A 16,241-nucleotide genomic window follows, 5' to 3' on the forward strand; every position below is an offset into this window, starting at 1 on the left:
GCGCTTCAATCTCGCGCAGGGTGCGATGTCGCTCGCCGTCGGTACGGGCGCCGCGTTGAGCAATCTGATAGGGGGCTTCGTCGCAGATCGCTTCGGGTTTGCGACCGCATTCGTGGCGCTGTCGATGGCGGCGACCGCCGCATTCGTCGTATTCGCGCTTTTCATGCCGCAGATTCGGCCTTCGGGAGAATCCGACGATGCGCGAATCGGGCTGCGTGCGTTGCACGTCGGCAAATCCGTTACCGGCGCCGCTGAATGATCGGCATACATCGATCGGATGTGATAATGAGCGCCACTTTCCACCGCCGCGCAATGCCCACCCAATGCCCTGCCGCACTCGCCTTGCCCTCGCGCTGTCGCGAATCTCGTTGGTTTGCCTGTTATTGCCGGCAAACATCGCACTGGCGCATCCGCACGTCTGGATAAAGTACGCGGCGATCGTCCAAACGGACGGTACCTCGATCGTCGCGATCGAGGAGCATTGGCGCTTTACGGAAGGCTTTCCGGTGCAGCTCGTCGGCGTCGACCAGTTGCCGGCGAACGGGCCGCTCGATGCGGCTCAAACGAAGCGTTTCCACGATCAAGCCTTTGTATCGCTCGCGCACAGTGCCTACTTCACGCATGTTTTCGTCGACGGCGACCCGAAAACCGTCGGCGAGCCGACCGGATTCAAGGTATCCGTGGAAGGCGGCAAGATCGTCTATTCGTTTCGGCTACCGCTTGTTTCACCGGTCGACGTGAGGGGCAAGAAAGTAGTCCTCGGCATCTGGGACCCCTCGTACTACGTCGATTACGAACCCGAGGCGGACTCGCCCGTATCGTTCGGGCCTGGTTCGCCGCACAACTGCTCGACTCGATCGTTCGTCGACAAGATGCACCCGATTTTCAACGGCTTCGTCTTGCCGAGCGCGAGTGAAATCACATGTTAGCCGCCGCACGCCTATCCTCTCGTCGCGCGTATGCCGACTTGGCGAGCGCAGGCTCGTACGCACGGCGATATATCCTCCGCGCCCCAAACAGGTTATCGGTGGTCTGTGTGTTGATCGCGCTCGCGCTGTTCAGCGCTTGCATCGGCGCGCAGGCTCAAGCGCTCGACGTATTCGGCCAACCGGCAGATTCCGCCGCAACGGCAGCCTCGGCACCACCGAGCGCCGCCGCGCCGCCGTCATGGTGGATCCGCAATATGCCGAGCGCGGTGCGCTCGGCCATCGGCAACTGGCTGCATGTCCAGGCGGACTTCAACGCCCGCATTGAAAGCTTCCTGGCGCAGTGGCCGCATGGCGCATCGTGGGCCGCGTGGGCGACTTTGGTGATCGTGTCGTTCGGCTACGGCTCGCTGCATGCGCTTGGACCGGGTCACGGTAAGCTCGTCGTCACTACCTATCTGGGCTCTCGCCGGGCCCGCGTTGGCGATGCTGTCCTGTTGAGCACATGGACAGCGATCGTTCAGGCACTGACGGCGATCGGACTCGTGCTGGGCGCAGCATGGTTCGCCCACGCCGGGCTCACGCGTGTCATGCCGCACGCGGCATCCATGGAGATCGTCAGCTACGCGCTGCTCTGCGCGACGAGTGCATGGGCGATCAGATCGAGCCGCGCGCGCGATCGATGCTGCGACGAACCGCCGGCTGTGCGGTTCCCCCGTGGCGATGAAACCGGCGCACGTCTCACGGTTTCAACCGCCGTCGATGCTGCACGCCCCGACGACGCAACAACACAAGGCGTCTATTTGCGCAGCCCCCTGGCAAGCCTATCGGGCATGCCGCGCGGCAATACATCGCCTCGATTTCAAATGGCAATCGACGTACCGGCTATCCACAACGACGCATCGCGCTCGCGGCTCAAGCAGATCTTCATGCTCGGGCTGGCCTCCGGCGCGCGCCCGTGCGTCGGCGCGATTTTCGCGCTCGTCACATCGATGGCGGTTCACGCCACCGCTGCGGGCATCGCCGCCACCTTCGCGATGGCGGCCGGGGTAGCGACCACCGTCGCACTGATCGGTCTAGGCAGCATCGGGGCGAACAGGGCGCTTGCGCGCGTTGCATTGCGCTACCGCTTTCGCACGACACGCGCCCGTCGTGCGCTCGCCATCGGTGCAATCGGCGCAATCTTGGTATTCTCCGCGTTGCAGCTCGCGCTGTTGTTCAGCGGAGCCGCCACGGCGTCTCTCTATTGATCGGCACCGACCCTTCAGCACGCCCCGTGTGGCCTATTGCGGGCCTTTCTCCCCTCCCGTTCCAATCGATGCGAGGTCAGCTAACATGAAACGCACTGTTGTCGCTGCACGGTTCGTGGTCAGTCTCTCAGGGCTCGCCCTTATCGTCCTTGGCTTCCTGTTTTGGTCGGGCCGCGCACTGTCGCTCGTCCCGCTGCACATGCTGCTTGGCGCGCTGTTGGTTCTATCGCTTTGGGTGCTGGTCGCGTTGGCGCTGCTCGCACGGGTACGTCTCGGCTTCGTACTGTTCGCGCTTGCCTGGAGCCTGATCGTGCCGGTGCTCGGCGTCGCGCAGTTGCAGCTGTTGCCGGGTTCGCTTCACTGGGTGGTCCAATTGGCTCACTTTGCCGTCGGCTTCATTGCAATGGGACTCGGGCATGCTCTCGCCAGAGCGATTGTCCAAGGAGCCGCAGTGGTCCGCGCGGCTCCGGAGCAGGCATGAAGCGTTGCACGGCCGTGCCGTTTCGCGGCTAACGATTCATGCAGGGCAATTCGTACTGCGACGAAACCTCGCAGTACGAACCGATGCGCATCAGTGCAGCTGATGCTTGAAATCGGACAATTCGTTATGCAGCGTATCGACGCACTGCTTCACTTTTGCGTCGAGTCCGCCGGCGCTCTTGCACGCGCGCTCCGCGCGATCGCTGATGCTCTCCATCTGATCGATGCATTCACGCATCTGATCCGGGTCCTGAGAAGCCATGACGGACTGCGCCTTCTGGCATTCGCTGTCGAGCTGCTCGACACATTTTTTCAGATCTTGCGGGACCGATTGGCTGCTTCCGCAGGTGCGCGATGCTTCGCCGATGGTTTGTTGTAGATGACTGAAGCGTTTCTGGATCTCGCTCGTTTGCAACATGATGGGACTCCTTCGTTGACCTTCGTTCCAGATGAGCCCGGGCAGCGGTGTGACGTCGCGGCCCTTGCCGTCATTCGCCCGCTGGAGTCGGTTCTGCTGCGGCGCCCGATTCGTCGGAGCCGTCACCCCGGCCGGCAGACGGCACTCCCCAGTGTAGGCGATGAGCGCATGCGCGCAACGCGCATCGTCGGGCCTTCGGTCTGCGGCTCAGGGAGCCATCGCAGCTCAACGCGCATTCATCGCCGTTCCGTTACGACAGCACTAAACGTACCCGCAGCCAACAATTCGCCGACGACATCGCCGAGCGCTGCCTCGGGCTGCGCATCGAGCGCCCGCGCCGCCGCCGCATCGAACGGCTGGCCCACGGCAGACGCATCGAGAAACGCATAGCCCGCCACGCTAAGCGGTTGCCACGTGACTTCGCCGAAGGGACGGAGCAGCAACGCCCGCTCGCCTTGCCACACGAGATCGTCCGGAACGTCCCACCCTTCTCGGTTCGCGCGCCAGATCGTGAATGCCGGCATCGTATCGAACGCGATCCAGCGGGCGGTAGCATGCGGGCGCAATATCGCTTGCCCGAGCACCTCGACCGATAACGTCGCCACCGCGGCGGCATCGATCGGTACCTCATCGCGCGCTGTATGCGCTTGCACCCAAAGCGCATCGAGGCGGGCCACTTCCGCGAGATACGGCATGCCGCGCGCCGGCTCAAAATCTTCGAGAAAAGCGGCGAAATCCGCACCGTAGTGGACAAGACGCGCGTCGGCTGGCGCATGTTCACCGACGTAGCTCGCCGCAGCCGAGCGAAACCACGCCTCGCCGACGAGCCGCGCCACAGCCGGAAAATTGGCTTGCAACGCATCGACGCAGCCCTTGAACACCGTATTGCGATATACCGAGAAGCCGGGCTGTTCCTGAAGGCGTGCCACGCGTTCGTCGCCGGACTGGGCACCGAAAAGCGCATCGGCGAATGCGTCCTGGAAGCGCTCGAGCGAACCGTTCATGCGCCCACCTCGTTCTCGGTCCGGCTGCCGTCGCGACCGTATCGGGCCGCACCATCGAGCAACGCCTGTGCGACGCCGCGCTCGCCGCAGAGCACGTCGAACGCCGGGATGTTGTCGTCGCGCTCGATCAACGTCGGTCGCGGACCCACTCGCTCGATGACATGCCTATAGAGTGCCCAGACGGCATCGTCAATCGCGGCGTCATGCGAATCGATGACGAGCGCCGGTGAGGTGCCGGCATCGAGCGAATGACCGGCGAGATGGATCTCCATGATGCGATCGGCCGGCACTGCGTCGATATATGCGTGCGCGTCGACGCCCACGTTGCGCGCACTGACGTAGACATTATTGACATCGAGAAGCAGGCCGCAGCCGGTGCGCTGGCACAGTTCGCGCAAGAAATCGGTTTCGCTCCAGTCATGCCCCTCGATCGTCAAATAATGAGCGGGGTTTTCGATGGCGATCGGGCGGCCGAGAACTTCTTGGGTACGTTCAATGTTCGCGGTGATGCGCGCAAGCGCCTCGTGGGTGCGCGGAAACGGCAGCAGATCCGGAAGATAATGCCCGCGCCAGGCCGACCACGCGAGATGCTCGGAAACCAGCGCCGGCTGCACGCGTTGTGCGAGCGTTTTCAGGCGTAGGAGATGGGTTTCGTCTGGCGGTGCGGCCGCCGCCAGCGAAAGCGCTACGCCGTGCAGCGATATCGGGTGGTGCGCGCGAATCGTCTCGAGCCACGCCAGGCGCGGGCCGCCGTCGACCATGTAATTCTCGGGGTGCACTTCGAACCAGAGCCCAGGCATACGTGCGATCCGGGCGTCCTCGTAGTGCGCCGGCTTGAGGCCCAGGCCAGCCCCGAGCAGTATCGGCTGCGGCTGCGTGCTCATAGCCCTGCCGTTCATTGGTACACCGAAACGATCGTTCGGATACTTCCGCCCATGTCGCTCGCATGCATGATGTAAGCCTTCATCGATATGAAAATAAAAACGGACGAAAACATCGCGCCCGCGACTGCTTCTTAGTTCGCACGATACGCGCCGACGGTTACACAAACCGCACACTTTCGAACGATAATCGCGATTTCGCCCCGCGCTGTAACCGCAACGGCGCGCGCAGCGAACTATATTCATGAACCGAGGTATATGGACATGGAAACCGATTTACTGGTCTCGTTGCTAGCAAAAGGCGTCACACCGGTCGATCGGCACGTGGTGGCCCGGCGCTTCGGCTGGGCGCTGCTTGCAGCCGCGCTCGGCGCGACGCTGCTGGTCGTGACCGTCTATGGCGTCCGGCCCGACATTGGCACCGTGTCGGCCACGCCGATTTTCTGGGCCAAGGTCGCGCTGCCCGTCGCGCTCGCCGCCGGCGCGCTCGGCGTCACGATCCGGCTCGCACGCCCGGGCGCGCGCGTCGGTCTGGCGTGGGCCGGGATCGGCGTGCCCGTCGCCGCCGTCTGGCTGGCGGGGCTCATCGTCGTGCTGCTGGCACCGGCAGGTGCGCGCGTCGCGCTGGTGATGGGCGAAACTTGGCGCTCCTGCCCTTTCAATATCGCGTTCTTGTCGATTCCAGGGTTCGTGGCCTCATTTGCGGCCGTACGTGGGCTTGCGCCGACTAACCTGCGCCTCGCCGGCGCGGCCACGGGGCTGCTGGCCGGTGCCACGGCCACTATCGCCTACTGCCTGCATTGCCCGGAGATGAGCGTCGCGTTCTGGGCGCTCTGGTATGTCCTCGGCATGCTCGTGCCGACCGTGGCCGGGGCACTGCTGGGCCCCAAATGGCTGCACTGGTAAATTCGCCCACGGATACGACGTGCAATCGGTAGAGACTCGCCTTAGAGCCCTGCTCATCGATGCAATGGCCGGGAACTCGCTCGCTTATCAGACGTTTCTGAGCGAGCTGACGCGCCATCTTCGCGGCTTCCTGCGCAGACGCATTCCGCAATTGAGCGACGACGTCGAAGATCTCGTGCAGGAAATCCTGCTCGCGGTCCATAACGGACGCCACACCTATCGGGCGGACGAACCGCTCACGGCGTGGGTGCACGCCATCGCACGCTACAAGTTGATGGATTTTTTTCGCGCGCGGGCGCGGCGCGAGTCGCTGCACGATCCCATCGACGATTACATCGATATCTTCGCCGTGTGCGACGACGAGCCCGCCTCGGCCCGCCGAGATCTCGGCAAGCTGCTGCAGCAACTCCCCGACAAGCAGCGCCTGCCGATTCAGCATGTGAAGCTCGAGGGACTTTCCGTCGCCGAAACGGCGCAACTGACGGGGTTGTCCGAATCGGCGGTCAAGGTGGGCGTGCACCGGGGCTTGAAAGCGCTCGCGGCCAAGCTTCGCACGACCGCGTAGGGGCGCAAGACTCGTTACTTGATACCGAGCCACCGGTCGAGCGAAACGGAGCCCGCGCCGCGTGCAACCAGGTAAAGCAGCAGTCCTGCCCATGAAAGATGCGTAGGCCACGCATCGGGATAGACGAACACTTCGATGACGGTCGTCATACCAAGGAGTGCCAACGCCGCGCCACGCGTGAAGAGCCCAAGCACGAGCAGCAACGGAAACAGATGCTCGGAATAGGCGGCGATGTGCGCGGCGATTTCCGGGGGAATCAACGGAATCTTGTATTCGTCGCGGAACAGTTGGTAGGTGCCGGGCGTCAGCGTCAGAAATCCAACGACCTTGGTGCGTCCCGAAAGAAAGAAAATCGCTGCAATCGCCGCGCGGCACACGAGTGCCAGCAGTGAATGGCTGATGCTTCGCGAAGCCAGATCGGCGAGTCGGTTCCATCGCCCGCGCAGGCCCGTTACGGCAGGGGACGCCGCGGCCCCGGAATGAGCAGTTTGCATGTCGGTCTCCATCGAGAAGATGCACGGGGCCGACGCATCGCGCGAGAGGCGTCGGCCGATCAAGGAAGCTGTGCATTAATTCGCGATGTCCGCATACGCGGTTACAGCACGCGTCGTTTTATTTTCGACGGCATGCTGCGGCACGACGAGAACTCAGTCCTTCGCGGGGCGGCCGGTTTTCACCGTTTCGACGGTCGAGACCGCTGCGACGAGACGTTTGCTCGACAATGCGTCGAGCAGGATCAGCCCGGCGCGCAGCAACTCGCTCTTCTTGACCGCGACGCCGGCATCGAGGCACTTCTGCTTGAGCGACGCAATGCGCTCGTAGTCCGATTTGGGCATCGTGAAACTGTCGCGCACCACCTTCTCTTTCTTCTGGCGCTTGGTTTTTTCGGGCGCAGGCACGGCTGCGGCTGTCTTCCCGGTTCTGCCCTTTTTCCCCGCCTTGACGGAAACATGCACCGGCTCAGTAGCTGCTTCATTCACTTGAATGGACTGAGCATCGGTGTGCGTTCTGGCGTGCCCGTTCGCGTGTTTCGGCACGCGCGCCGTCCTGCCCGTAGCGCGCTTCGGCGTGGTTGCATCAGTCATCGTGGTCTCCCGGTCCGTAAACGATACAAACAGTATATACCGTTTAAGAGAACCGACCGCCACGCATACGATCAGACGTGCTGCAACGTTATGACGGCTTTGCCACCGAGCTGCTCGATCACCCGCAGCAGGTACGCTCTGTCATGACTGTCGTGCCACAGGCGGTCCGCATGCCTGCGCAGTTCCGTCAGCGGCGCCCACCTGTTTTCCATGCTTTCCGTCCGGGCGATCACATCAATCACTTTATCGACAGCTGCGTCGTGGGCCAAAGGCGGCAATCGATAAAGCAGCGCGGTAAGCGTTGCGAGCCGCGCGGCCCGTTCGGGGGTGTCTTCCGACGCCATCACCGCGGCATACATGTGCTTGAAGACTTGCTCGCATTCGTCCGGAAACCATTCGTCGTACACCAGTGTCTGCGCTGAAACGTTCAAATTCGGATCGCGGCAAACCAAGTGGAGCGCGCGATCGAGCAACTCACCCCGCGGCGTATCCTGAAACGACGCAATCGCTCGAAAGACGGCGTGGGCGAGATCGTCGTTCATCGCGGCGCGCCCGGTCTCGCATTTATCAAGAATGCTTCCGATCTCGAGGTAACGCACCGTCTCGTTCTCGAAGTCCACGAGCGCCGCAGCCAGTTCGACGAGGTCAGGGCCGGGGGTGCTGGAAAAGCGCGCGCCGCGATTGTCCACGGGTGCGTGCCCAGCGCCGGCGTCTTCATGGGGTGAGCGAGCCGAATCCGTGGAGCCTTTGTTCGCTGAAGGAAGCGGCGCGAGGCGGGTGAACAATGAACGGGCCAATGGCTGCGGCAACACTTTGCGCAGCCCGTTCTCCAATCGTCGAAGCCCGCCCAACGTCGAAGGCAGCGAGTTCGCTGCGGGCTCGGTCGCAATCCGCGCATGCCTCGGTCCGGGTCGATCGGCGCTATCGCCAACGCCGTGAGCCGATGTACGTCTGAATAACGAAATAGTCATCGCTTGCCCCTCTCTCGAATACGAAGCCCAATTTAATACGGCAAGGGGACGAGCTCCTTTGACGAGGCGAAGCACTGTGACGGACACCGAAGCCCTTCGCTGTCCGTATCGATAGTTCGTGGCGGCATTGCCTTCGCGTCATACGCGTACTACGCCTATACTTGAAAAACTTTTTCAGCGGATTGGCTATGGACAGAATAGACGCGCAAATAATTACGCTATTGCAGGAAGATGCTTCGCTCGGCCTGAACGAAATCGCAAGCGCCGTCAATCTGTCGCCGACGCCCTGCTGGCGGCGCATCCAGCGGCTGCGCGAGGAAGGCGTGATTCGCAAGCAGGTGGTGCTCTGCGATCCGGCGAAGCTCAATCTGGGGCTCACCGCTTTCGTCATGATTCGCGCGAGCCAACACAACGATGCCTGGACCGCACGGTTTCTGAAGGGCGTCGCGACGGTGCCGGAGATCGTCGAGATCTATCGCATGTCGGGCGAGGTCGACTATCTACTGAAGGTGGTCGTGCCGGACATCGCGGGGTACGACAGTGTGTACAAACGGCTGATCAAAGTCGCCGAGCTGCTCGATGTGAGCGCCAGCTTCGCCATGGAAGTCGTCAAGCAGACCACCGCCTTGCCGCTCGATCACGCGGTAATGAGCGGCAAGGCTCGCGCGAACGCTCGCACGGAATGAAGATCGTCGTTGCGCCGCCCCTGCAAACGCGCCGCAACGATAGCTACGGCCGCTGGCTCGCGTAGTACTGCGCCGCAGCCTCGATCTCACCTGCCGTCATCTGTCGAGCGACATTGCGCATCTGTTCGCTCGTATCGTTATGGCGATCGCCCGACGCGAACGCCTGCAATTGCGCGCGAATATAGACGGCGGGCTCGCCCTCGAGCCACGGTGCGCCCAGCTTGCGATCCGCTGCGCTGTGGCACGACGCGCACGGCGCAATGTTGCGCATCGGCGAGCCGACCGCAACGATATCGGGCACCGGCTGCGATGCGGGGTGATAGCCGGCTGGACGCGGCAAGCCCGCGTAGTAGGCCGCCAGGTCGCGCATGTCCTCATCGTTCAGCGTCGCGACCATCGGCGTCATGACGGCATTGGTGCGCGCACCGCTTTGAAAATCGCGCAACTGCTTGTAGATGACCAACGCATATTGGCCGGCCAGATTGGGCGAGTTCGCCTGGCTCAGCCCCTGCGGACCGTGGCACATCGTGCACCGCAACGAAAGCGTGGCGCCACGGCCGATCGAAAGCGCATCGACATTGCCGAGCGTGGACGGTGTCAACACCACATCGCTCGTCTTCACGCGCGAGGTGAGCGGCGTCGAGATCAGCCACTTTTGCGGCACGCCCGCCGCGCTGCAGATCGCATTCCAGATGCCCGCGAACTGCGCATCGGTTTGGACCGAAGGCAGCCAGACGAAGCCGATGAGCGCCGCCACGGCCGCGATCCCAACCGTCGATCCGACGCTCAGTGCGAACCATCGGTTGCGCAGCGAGAAAAGCCGTTCCGTCGTCATCGCTGGCCCCCCATCCAGACCGCGGGCACCGCGGTCTCCTTGAGCACGAGCAGTTGCGCGATCGGGTAACCGTAGTTGACCACCGTCAGCCCGATCATCAGCGCAAGCCATAACCCGAAGCTGTTGAGCGCGACGGGAAGCGTCTTGGGCGGATGCACGGCCGTCGCGAATTCGAACTGCGCGGGCGTCACCGCGGCACCGCGATGCCCGCGCACCAACACCATGAAAAACAGGACCGCGGATGCGACCAGGATCAACGCGCCGACGGTCGACATCGTGACGGTGATCGCCTCGGGCGCCAGGGCCGGATTGCTGAAATCGAAGTACGCCATGCGTCGCGGCATGCCGAGAATGCCGGCGTAGTGCCACGGAAACGTCGTCACGATCATTCCGATGAACCATAGCCAGAGCTGCCACTTCATCAGCGTGACACTCGATAGCGCACGCCCCGTCAATTGCGGCCACAGCTCGTAGGCGATGGCGAAATACATGATGACGATGGCGCCGCCGAAGATCAGATGGAAGTGGCCCGTGATCCACTGCGTGTTGTGAATGGTCGAATCGAGCTGGTAGCTCATGTTGATGAGCCCGCCCGCGCCGCCGAAACCCAGCATGACGAACGAAAACGCCACGGCGAGCATCATCGGTTCGTGCCACGGCAGCACGCGCAGCCAACCGAATGCGCCGCGGCCCCCGCGCAGCCGCCCGGCGATTTCCACCGATGCGCAGATCGTGAAAACGGTCAGCAGTGTCGGCACCGAAACGAGCGCCGTGAAGACCGACTGCAGGAACTTGAAGCCCGAGCCCACCTGCGGGTCGGCGAAAAGGTGATGGATGCCGATCGGCATCGCCACGACGAGAAACAGAATGAACGAAATGCGCGCCATGCCATCGCTGTACAGGCGCCCCCCGACGGCGCGCGGCACGAGCGTGTAGTAGGCGATGTAAGCGGGCATCAGCCAGAAATAAACGATCGCATGCAGTGTCCACGAGAAAAACACGCGGGCAAGCCCGGAATCGATCGTCGACTTGAGCCCGAACGCGACAGGCAGGATCTGAAACAGGATTTCGAGCGCGGCGCCGACAGCAGTCCAGCCCCACAGATACGATCCCGCCACGTTAGCGAACATCGGCAACGGCACGGGCTTGCCCGGGTTCGCGCGTTTCCAGACGTGCAAATTGATCGACATCAGCGCAACCCATATCCACGACCCGACGACGACGAGCACGACGCCCAGGTAATAGAAAGGACTGCCGATCATCGGCGGATAGAACGTGTAGAGCACCGAGGCGCTGCCGAGCGCGACGGTCACCATCGCCATGAGCGAGCCGACCACGACGAGCCACCAGCCCGCCCATGCCCAGCGTTTGCCGCGCAGCGTCTGGCCCAGCGAAAGCTCGGTGATGGCATAGCCGAAACCCATCGCGATCAGCGTCGGGAAGACGTAGCCCATGACGGAGCCGTGTGCCGTGACCGAGCGGTAGTAGAGCTCGGGTTGGCGAAGCCATGCATGCAGCGGGGAACGCACGTACATCTGCCACGCGCCGAGCAGCAGCGCCACGCCGAAGGTCGCGAACGCGAACCAGAAGTGCGCAAGCACGAGACGTCGGTTATTTAACACAGCTGAGTCTCCGGTCAGTTGCCGCGAGCTTGTCGAATTCGGCGCGATCGATCGCCTTCACATTGGCCCACATCCCTTCGTGACCTGTGCCGCAGTACTCGTGGCATGGCATCAGATGCTCGGCCGGCTTGGCGAACTTCGTCTTGAAGGTCGATACGTAACCGGGCTCGACCATGGAATTGATATTGGTATCGGTGACGAGAAAGCCATGCACGACATCGGCGCTCGTCACGCGAAACGTCACCGGCGTCCCGGCCGGAACGAGAATGCACTGCGGCGTGAACGAGTATTGCTGCGCGACGACGCGCACCGTCACCGAGCCATCGGCTTCGCGCGCCGTGCCGAGATTGCTCTCGATGAATTCGCCCCTCACGTGCAGCGTCGTCGGGTCGATGGTCTCGACGCGCGACGGCGGCATCATGGCCCAATGCAAGCCCGTATAGACGACCATGGCGACGAGCACCACGATGAGGCCGACCGCAACGATCGCCCAGTTGCGCTCGATGCGCTCTACGACGTCCGCGCCGTCCGAGTGGCCGGGGTGGGGAGTGTTCGACATGTCGTTCGATCAGTAAATGACGCCGCGAGGTAGAAAGACGAGGAAGTAGAACGCGAACCACAACGCGATGACGATGGCCGTGGCGATGCCTGCAACGGCGAGGGCGCCGCTCGGCCCTGAGCGGACGATTTCCTCGACCTGCCGGTCATCGCCGGGCTCGACCGGCGCGCGCACTTCGTTGGTGTTCATGGCGTCCTCCAATCAATACAAGGCAGCGGAGCGCAGTGCGTTCGCTTCCTTCGCCGAGACAGGCGCGCCGCGGTTGCCCCAGGCGGTCCGGATATACGTGACGACAGCAGCCACTTCATCGTCGGTCAGCGATTGCGCGAAAGGCGGCATACCGTACGGCATCGGGTTGCGGGCCGTGCCGGGGGCGTATCCCCCGTTGAGCACCATGCGGATCGGATTGACGGCCGATGTCATTTGAATCGACTGGTTGTTCGCAAGCGGCGGGAAGTCGGGCAGCTTGCCCTCGCCGGACTTGCCATGACAACTGGCGCACTGCGCCTGATAGATCTTGCCGCCGAGCGTGAACAGCAGTCCCCGTTCTTCGCGCGATACGTTCCCGTTCGAACCGCTGGTCGCTCCGCCGTGTTGCGGCAACGACTTCAGGTAGACCGCCATCGCACGCACGTCGTCGTCGGACAGGTATTGCAAGCTGTCGTAGACGACTTCCGCCATCGGTCCATAAACGGCCCCGCGGCGGGAAACGCCTTTTTGCAGCAGATCGGCGATGTCGGAGATGCTCCAATCGCCGAGACCGGCCTCCTTGTTCGACGTGAGCGATGGCGCGTACCAGTCCTGCATCGGAATCAGACCGCCTTCGAACGCCGTCGATTCGGAGCTGCCTCCGAGCGCGTTGATAGCGGTGTGGCACATCGAGCAGTGGCCGAGCCCGTCGACCAGATAGGCGCCGCGATTCCATTCGACCGAGCGGGTCGGGTCGGGCTGGTATTCGCCCTCGTGGAAATAAAGCGTGCGCCAACCGATCAGAAGTTGCCGGTTGTTGTACGGAAAGCGCAGCTCATGCGGCCGATTGGGTTGCCGCACGGGCGGCACGGACTTCAGATAAGCGAAGATCGCGTCACTGTCGGCCCGCGTGACTTTCGTGTAGGCACCGAACGGCATCGCGGGATAGAGCAGCGCGCCGTCGCGCGAGCGGCCGGTGTGCATCATCGAGTAGAACTCGTCGGCGCTCCATTGCCCGATGCCGGTTTCGTTATCGGGTGTGATATTCGGCGAATAGAGGGTACCGAACGGTGTCGGCATGGGCCGGCCACCGGAGAAAAGCTTGTCGCCCGGTTTCGTGTGGCACGCGATGCAGTCGCCGGCGCGCGCAAGATATTCGCCGCGCTTGACCGTATCGGCAGCCGTGGGGCTCGGGCCTTGAGCGAACGCGACCGTGCATGAGGCAGCGAGCACGAAAGGTGCGCAGAGGCTCGTCAGCCTGTGTCGAAGGAAGAGGAAAAATGCGGACACCGGATACTCCGTCATTGCGGTTCGCTGCCGCAGGCGAGCGGCAATTTCAGGCTTCCCCTGGCGACGGGCGCGGGATTGGCCGGTCCGGGCGATGCCGCGAGCCACGCGGCAACCGCCGTGATGTCATCGTTCGAAAGACGCGATGCGACGGTATGCATGCAATCGGGCGCGACCGATTTGCGCGTGCCGTAGCGCCAGGCGCCGAGTTGTGCGCTCACGTACTCGGCGTGCAATCCCAGCAGTCCCGGAATGCCGGGCTCCCTGCCGGTCAACGCGGCACCGTGACACGCGGCGCAGGCGGGAATGTCGTTCGCCGGATCGCCGCTTTTCACGAGCTGCGCGCCGCGCGCGAGCAGCGCAGCCGGGATGGCCGGTGTCAAAGGCGGCGGATAGGGGGGACGCTGAGCGGCGAAGTAATCCGCAATCTTGCGCAGATACGCATCGGGCAGATAGGCGAGCAGGTAGTTCATCGGCGGGTATTGCCGCTGCCCATCGCGAAACGCGATCAACTGGTTGTAGAGGTAGCCGGCCGGCTTGCCCGCCAATCGCGGGAAGTAATCGTTATTGGTGCCTTCGCCGTGCCCACCGTGACAAGCGGCACAGCCTAATACGCGCGCCTGCATGGTATCCGGCGCGCGCTCGCCAACATGATCCTCAGCGCGGGCCATGCTCATCCAGACAAGGCACGACAAGGCGACAGCGACAGTTTTTCTTAGCATCAGTCATCGTCTCCGGCGACGGATCGATAGGCGACTCGGTGTACGCGAAGGCACGCACACAGTGCGAACCGGAACGGCAATGCGACTTTGTGTGGCTGTGCCGATGATTCTAGGCAATGACACGCAATGATGGAAATGCTGCGATATCGTCCGACCGAGCTTCACCGCGCGCCCCGGAGCGGGGCGCACGGTACGTTCCCACGAGCGCGCGAGGCGGTGTCCGGCGTGACGATGCTCGCCCGGCTCCGCAACGATATCGCGGCCCAACCATTGCGGCCCCGAAACTGCCCCATTAAACCAATATCGCTACGGCCAGCCCTTGATCCATGTCATGGACAGTGCCGATTTGCCGCAGGCCACCCTCGCCGCCGCGCGCCGTCAGGCCTGAGCCGCAACGGCCTGTCGCGGCCGATGCCAATGCAAACGCGCAGTGCGACGGTTAGCCGCGGCCGATCGAGTGACAACGGCCCGCCAAACAGCGAAGCTTGCTTCAAATGCATTGAGGAGAACGAAATGTTAGTCGCTCGCGAGCGTGCTTCCGAACGGTACGGATACGAGGTCCCGCATTCCTCGACGACGGCCAGGCCGCTGCCGGCCGAATCGTGCAAGAGTTGCGCAATGCGGCAGTTTTGCGCAATGAACCCTGACGATCTGGCGTGCACCCGGGAAATGGACGATCTCGTGCTCGCCTATCGCCAGATCAAGAAGGGCGAGGCACTTTATCGCGTGGGCGATACGTTCAAGAACGTCTATGCGGTGCGCACAGGCTCCTTCAAGAAGGTAACCCTGCTCCCCGACGGTCGCGAACAGGTCACCGGCTTTTATCTTGCCGGCGAGCCGCTGGGACTCGACGGCATCTCGAACGGGCAATGCGCGAGCGACGCGATCGCGCTCGAAGACAGCAGCGTATGCGTGATGCCATTTCAGCTGCTTGAATTGCTTAGCCGCGAAGTGAAGGCGGTGCAGCATCATGTCTATCGCATGCTCTCCGCGGAGCTCGTACGCGAAAGTGGCCTTATGCTGCTGCTGGGTACGATGACGGCCGACGAGCGTGTCGCGAGCTTTCTGCTGGATCTGTCAGGGCGGTTACAAGCGCGCGCCTATTCACCGACGCAATTCGTATTGCGCATGACGCGCGAGGAACTGGGCAGCTTTCTCGGTATCAAGCTCGAGACCGTGAGCCGATCGCTCTCGCGCTTTCAGAAGGACGGGTTGATCGAGGTCAACGGCAAGGATATTCGGATTCTCGATCTGCGCAGATTGAGTGAGGCGCAGCAGGGGCGGTGTCCGGCTTAGGCTTCAGGGAAGCACGGCGGGCGGCGAACTCAGCCTGCCCCGCCCGCGGTGGCACGCGCCTTGCTGGATATGCGGTATGACTAGCGATGCGGAGGTTGCATCATGATTCAGTTCGTACGATTCAAGCGCGCTCGAATAGGTGCCCTCGTCGCCGCGCTGACGCTGCTCGGTGGGTGCACGCTCGGCGGTGCGGCGGCGGGCGGCTACGCCGGCAACAAGCTCACACATGGCAGCACCGTCGGTACAGTGGGCGGTGCGGTTGCAGGCGGCATCGTCGGCTATGAACTGGGCAAATAAATTCATGCAATGAAAAAGCGAGGGCGTGCCCTCGCTTTTTTTGCAGATTAACGAGCGCAAACAGCGGACGCAAAAACTACCGTCGGCAGCGCACTTCCGCCCCGCTCATGCTTCGAAGCCTCGAATCATGCCGGCGGCCACCGTATGATGCGTGGCCTCGTCGATGAGCACGAACGCGCCCGTCGCCGGCTGCTCGTCATACACGTCGCACACCACCGGCTTTTGCAGCGTCAGCGACACGCGCCCGATGTCGTTCATCGTC

Annotated in this window: 21 protein-coding genes and 1 pseudogene; 9 read left to right on the top strand and 13 right to left on the bottom strand. The window is 62.9% G+C overall.

Going from position 1 to position 16,241, the window contains the following annotated elements:
• The 4 genes and pseudogenes from VGL01_RS14010 to VGL01_RS14025 all read left to right on the top strand — a co-directional run.
• Positions 1-259: pseudogene (locus VGL01_RS14010) on the top strand (MFS transporter); the annotation flags it as partial.
• Positions 260-323: 64 nt separating this feature from the next.
• Positions 324-929: a DUF1007 family protein gene (locus VGL01_RS14015; RefSeq protein WP_331570267.1), complete on the top strand. Its 606-nt coding sequence runs from the start codon at positions 324-326 to the stop codon at positions 927-929.
• 107 nt (positions 930-1,036) lie between these two features.
• Positions 1,037-2,176 carry a high frequency lysogenization protein HflD gene (locus VGL01_RS14020; RefSeq protein WP_331570268.1) on the top strand — a complete coding sequence of 380 codons (1,140 nt, stop codon included), beginning with the start codon at positions 1,037-1,039 and terminating at the stop codon, positions 2,174-2,176.
• Positions 2,177-2,261: 85 nt separating this feature from the next.
• Entirely contained in the window at positions 2,262-2,657 is a 396-nt protein-coding gene (locus tag VGL01_RS14025) for a hypothetical protein (protein ID WP_331570270.1), read from the top strand.
• Positions 2,658-2,747: 90 nt separating this feature from the next.
• On the opposite strand, the gene VGL01_RS14030 is transcribed toward VGL01_RS14025, so the two are convergent.
• From VGL01_RS14030 to VGL01_RS14040, 3 genes are all read right to left on the bottom strand, one after another.
• Positions 2,748-3,074, bottom strand: coding sequence for a hypothetical protein (locus VGL01_RS14030; protein ID WP_331570272.1), 327 nt, complete (start codon positions 3,072-3,074; stop codon positions 2,748-2,750).
• 236 nt (positions 3,075-3,310) lie between these two features.
• Positions 3,311-4,078 carry a DNA-binding domain-containing protein gene (locus VGL01_RS14035; protein WP_331570274.1) on the bottom strand — a complete coding sequence of 256 codons (768 nt, stop codon included), beginning with the start codon at positions 4,076-4,078 and terminating at the stop codon, positions 3,311-3,313.
• A complete protein-coding gene (locus VGL01_RS14040; RefSeq protein WP_331570276.1) occupies positions 4,075-4,962 on the bottom strand; it encodes a DUF692 domain-containing protein in 888 nt (295 codons plus the stop codon). The genes VGL01_RS14035 and VGL01_RS14040 overlap by 4 nt, the downstream gene beginning before the upstream one ends.
• Before the next feature lie 261 nt (positions 4,963-5,223).
• Between VGL01_RS14040 and VGL01_RS14045 the strand changes: the two genes are divergently transcribed.
• Entirely contained in the window at positions 5,224-5,865 is a 642-nt protein-coding gene (locus VGL01_RS14045; RefSeq protein WP_331570278.1) for a DUF1109 domain-containing protein, read from the top strand.
• Between the two features lie 19 nt (positions 5,866-5,884).
• Positions 5,885-6,430, top strand: coding sequence for a sigma-70 family RNA polymerase sigma factor (locus VGL01_RS14050; protein WP_331570280.1), 546 nt, complete (start codon positions 5,885-5,887; stop codon positions 6,428-6,430).
• A gap of 14 nt (positions 6,431-6,444) precedes the next feature.
• Here VGL01_RS14050 and VGL01_RS14055 read toward each other — a convergent pair whose 3' ends face one another.
• The 3 genes from VGL01_RS14055 to VGL01_RS14065 all read right to left on the bottom strand — a co-directional run bounded on the left by VGL01_RS14055 (position 6,445) and on the right by VGL01_RS14065 (position 8,348).
• A complete protein-coding gene (locus VGL01_RS14055; protein WP_331570282.1) occupies positions 6,445-6,924 on the bottom strand; it encodes a DoxX family protein in 480 nt (159 codons plus the stop codon).
• A gap of 153 nt (positions 6,925-7,077) precedes the next feature.
• Positions 7,078-7,578 carry a hypothetical protein gene (locus VGL01_RS14060; protein WP_331570284.1) on the bottom strand — a complete coding sequence of 167 codons (501 nt, stop codon included), beginning with the start codon at positions 7,576-7,578 and terminating at the stop codon, positions 7,078-7,080.
• 8 nt (positions 7,579-7,586) lie between these two features.
• The gene (locus VGL01_RS14065; protein WP_331570286.1) at positions 7,587-8,348 is read right to left on the bottom strand and encodes a hypothetical protein; all 762 of its coding nucleotides are present in this window, start codon (positions 8,346-8,348) and stop codon (positions 7,587-7,589) included.
• A 326-nt stretch (positions 8,349-8,674) separates the two neighbouring features.
• Here VGL01_RS14065 and VGL01_RS14070 point away from each other — a divergent pair, with 326 nt between their 5' ends.
• Positions 8,675-9,172, top strand: a complete 498-nt coding sequence (locus VGL01_RS14070) for an Lrp/AsnC family transcriptional regulator (protein ID WP_331570288.1) — start codon at positions 8,675-8,677, stop codon at positions 9,170-9,172.
• 43 nt (positions 9,173-9,215) lie between these two features.
• On the opposite strand, the gene VGL01_RS14075 is transcribed toward VGL01_RS14070, so the two are convergent.
• The 6 genes from VGL01_RS14075 to VGL01_RS14100 are packed head-to-tail and all read right to left on the bottom strand — an operon-like array spanning position 9,216 to position 14,341.
• On the bottom strand, positions 9,216-10,007 hold the full coding sequence (locus VGL01_RS14075; RefSeq protein ID WP_331570290.1) for a c-type cytochrome: 792 nt from the start codon (positions 10,005-10,007) through the stop codon (positions 9,216-9,218).
• Positions 10,004-11,629 carry a cbb3-type cytochrome c oxidase subunit I gene (locus tag VGL01_RS14080; protein WP_331570292.1) on the bottom strand — a complete coding sequence of 542 codons (1,626 nt, stop codon included), beginning with the start codon at positions 11,627-11,629 and terminating at the stop codon, positions 10,004-10,006. Before VGL01_RS14080 ends, VGL01_RS14075 begins: the two co-directional genes overlap by 4 nt.
• Positions 11,619-12,188 carry a cytochrome C oxidase subunit II gene (locus VGL01_RS14085; protein WP_331570294.1) on the bottom strand — a complete coding sequence of 190 codons (570 nt, stop codon included), beginning with the start codon at positions 12,186-12,188 and terminating at the stop codon, positions 11,619-11,621. The genes VGL01_RS14080 and VGL01_RS14085 overlap by 11 nt, the downstream gene beginning before the upstream one ends.
• Positions 12,189-12,197: 9 nt before the next feature.
• Positions 12,198-12,377, bottom strand: coding sequence for a cytochrome c oxidase subunit 2A (locus tag VGL01_RS14090; RefSeq protein ID WP_331570296.1), 180 nt, complete (start codon positions 12,375-12,377; stop codon positions 12,198-12,200).
• A 12-nt stretch (positions 12,378-12,389) separates the two neighbouring features.
• The gene (locus VGL01_RS14095) at positions 12,390-13,682 is read right to left on the bottom strand and encodes a c-type cytochrome (protein WP_414720255.1); all 1,293 of its coding nucleotides are present in this window, start codon (positions 13,680-13,682) and stop codon (positions 12,390-12,392) included.
• Complete coding sequence (locus VGL01_RS14100) at positions 13,679-14,341, bottom strand: c-type cytochrome (RefSeq protein ID WP_331570302.1); 663 nt, start codon at positions 14,339-14,341, stop codon at positions 13,679-13,681. Before VGL01_RS14100 ends, VGL01_RS14095 begins: the two co-directional genes overlap by 4 nt.
• Positions 14,342-14,899: 558 nt before the next feature.
• Between VGL01_RS14100 and VGL01_RS14105 the strand changes: the two genes are divergently transcribed.
• The gene (locus tag VGL01_RS14105) at positions 14,900-15,682 is read left to right on the top strand and encodes a helix-turn-helix domain-containing protein (protein ID WP_414720256.1); all 783 of its coding nucleotides are present in this window, start codon (positions 14,900-14,902) and stop codon (positions 15,680-15,682) included.
• 102 nt (positions 15,683-15,784) lie between these two features.
• On the top strand, positions 15,785-15,979 hold the full coding sequence (locus VGL01_RS14110; RefSeq protein WP_331570298.1) for a glycine zipper 2TM domain-containing protein: 195 nt from the start codon (positions 15,785-15,787) through the stop codon (positions 15,977-15,979).
• Positions 15,980-16,084: 105 nt separating this feature from the next.
• On the opposite strand, the gene VGL01_RS14115 is transcribed toward VGL01_RS14110, so the two are convergent.
• On the bottom strand, positions 16,085-16,241 hold a 157-nt coding region (locus VGL01_RS14115; RefSeq protein ID WP_414720257.1), incomplete at its 5' end, for an elongation factor 1-alpha C-terminal domain-related protein.

The organism is Trinickia sp., assembly GCF_036503415.1.
In the GTDB taxonomy this organism is placed as follows: Bacteria; Pseudomonadota; Gammaproteobacteria; order Burkholderiales; family Burkholderiaceae; genus Trinickia.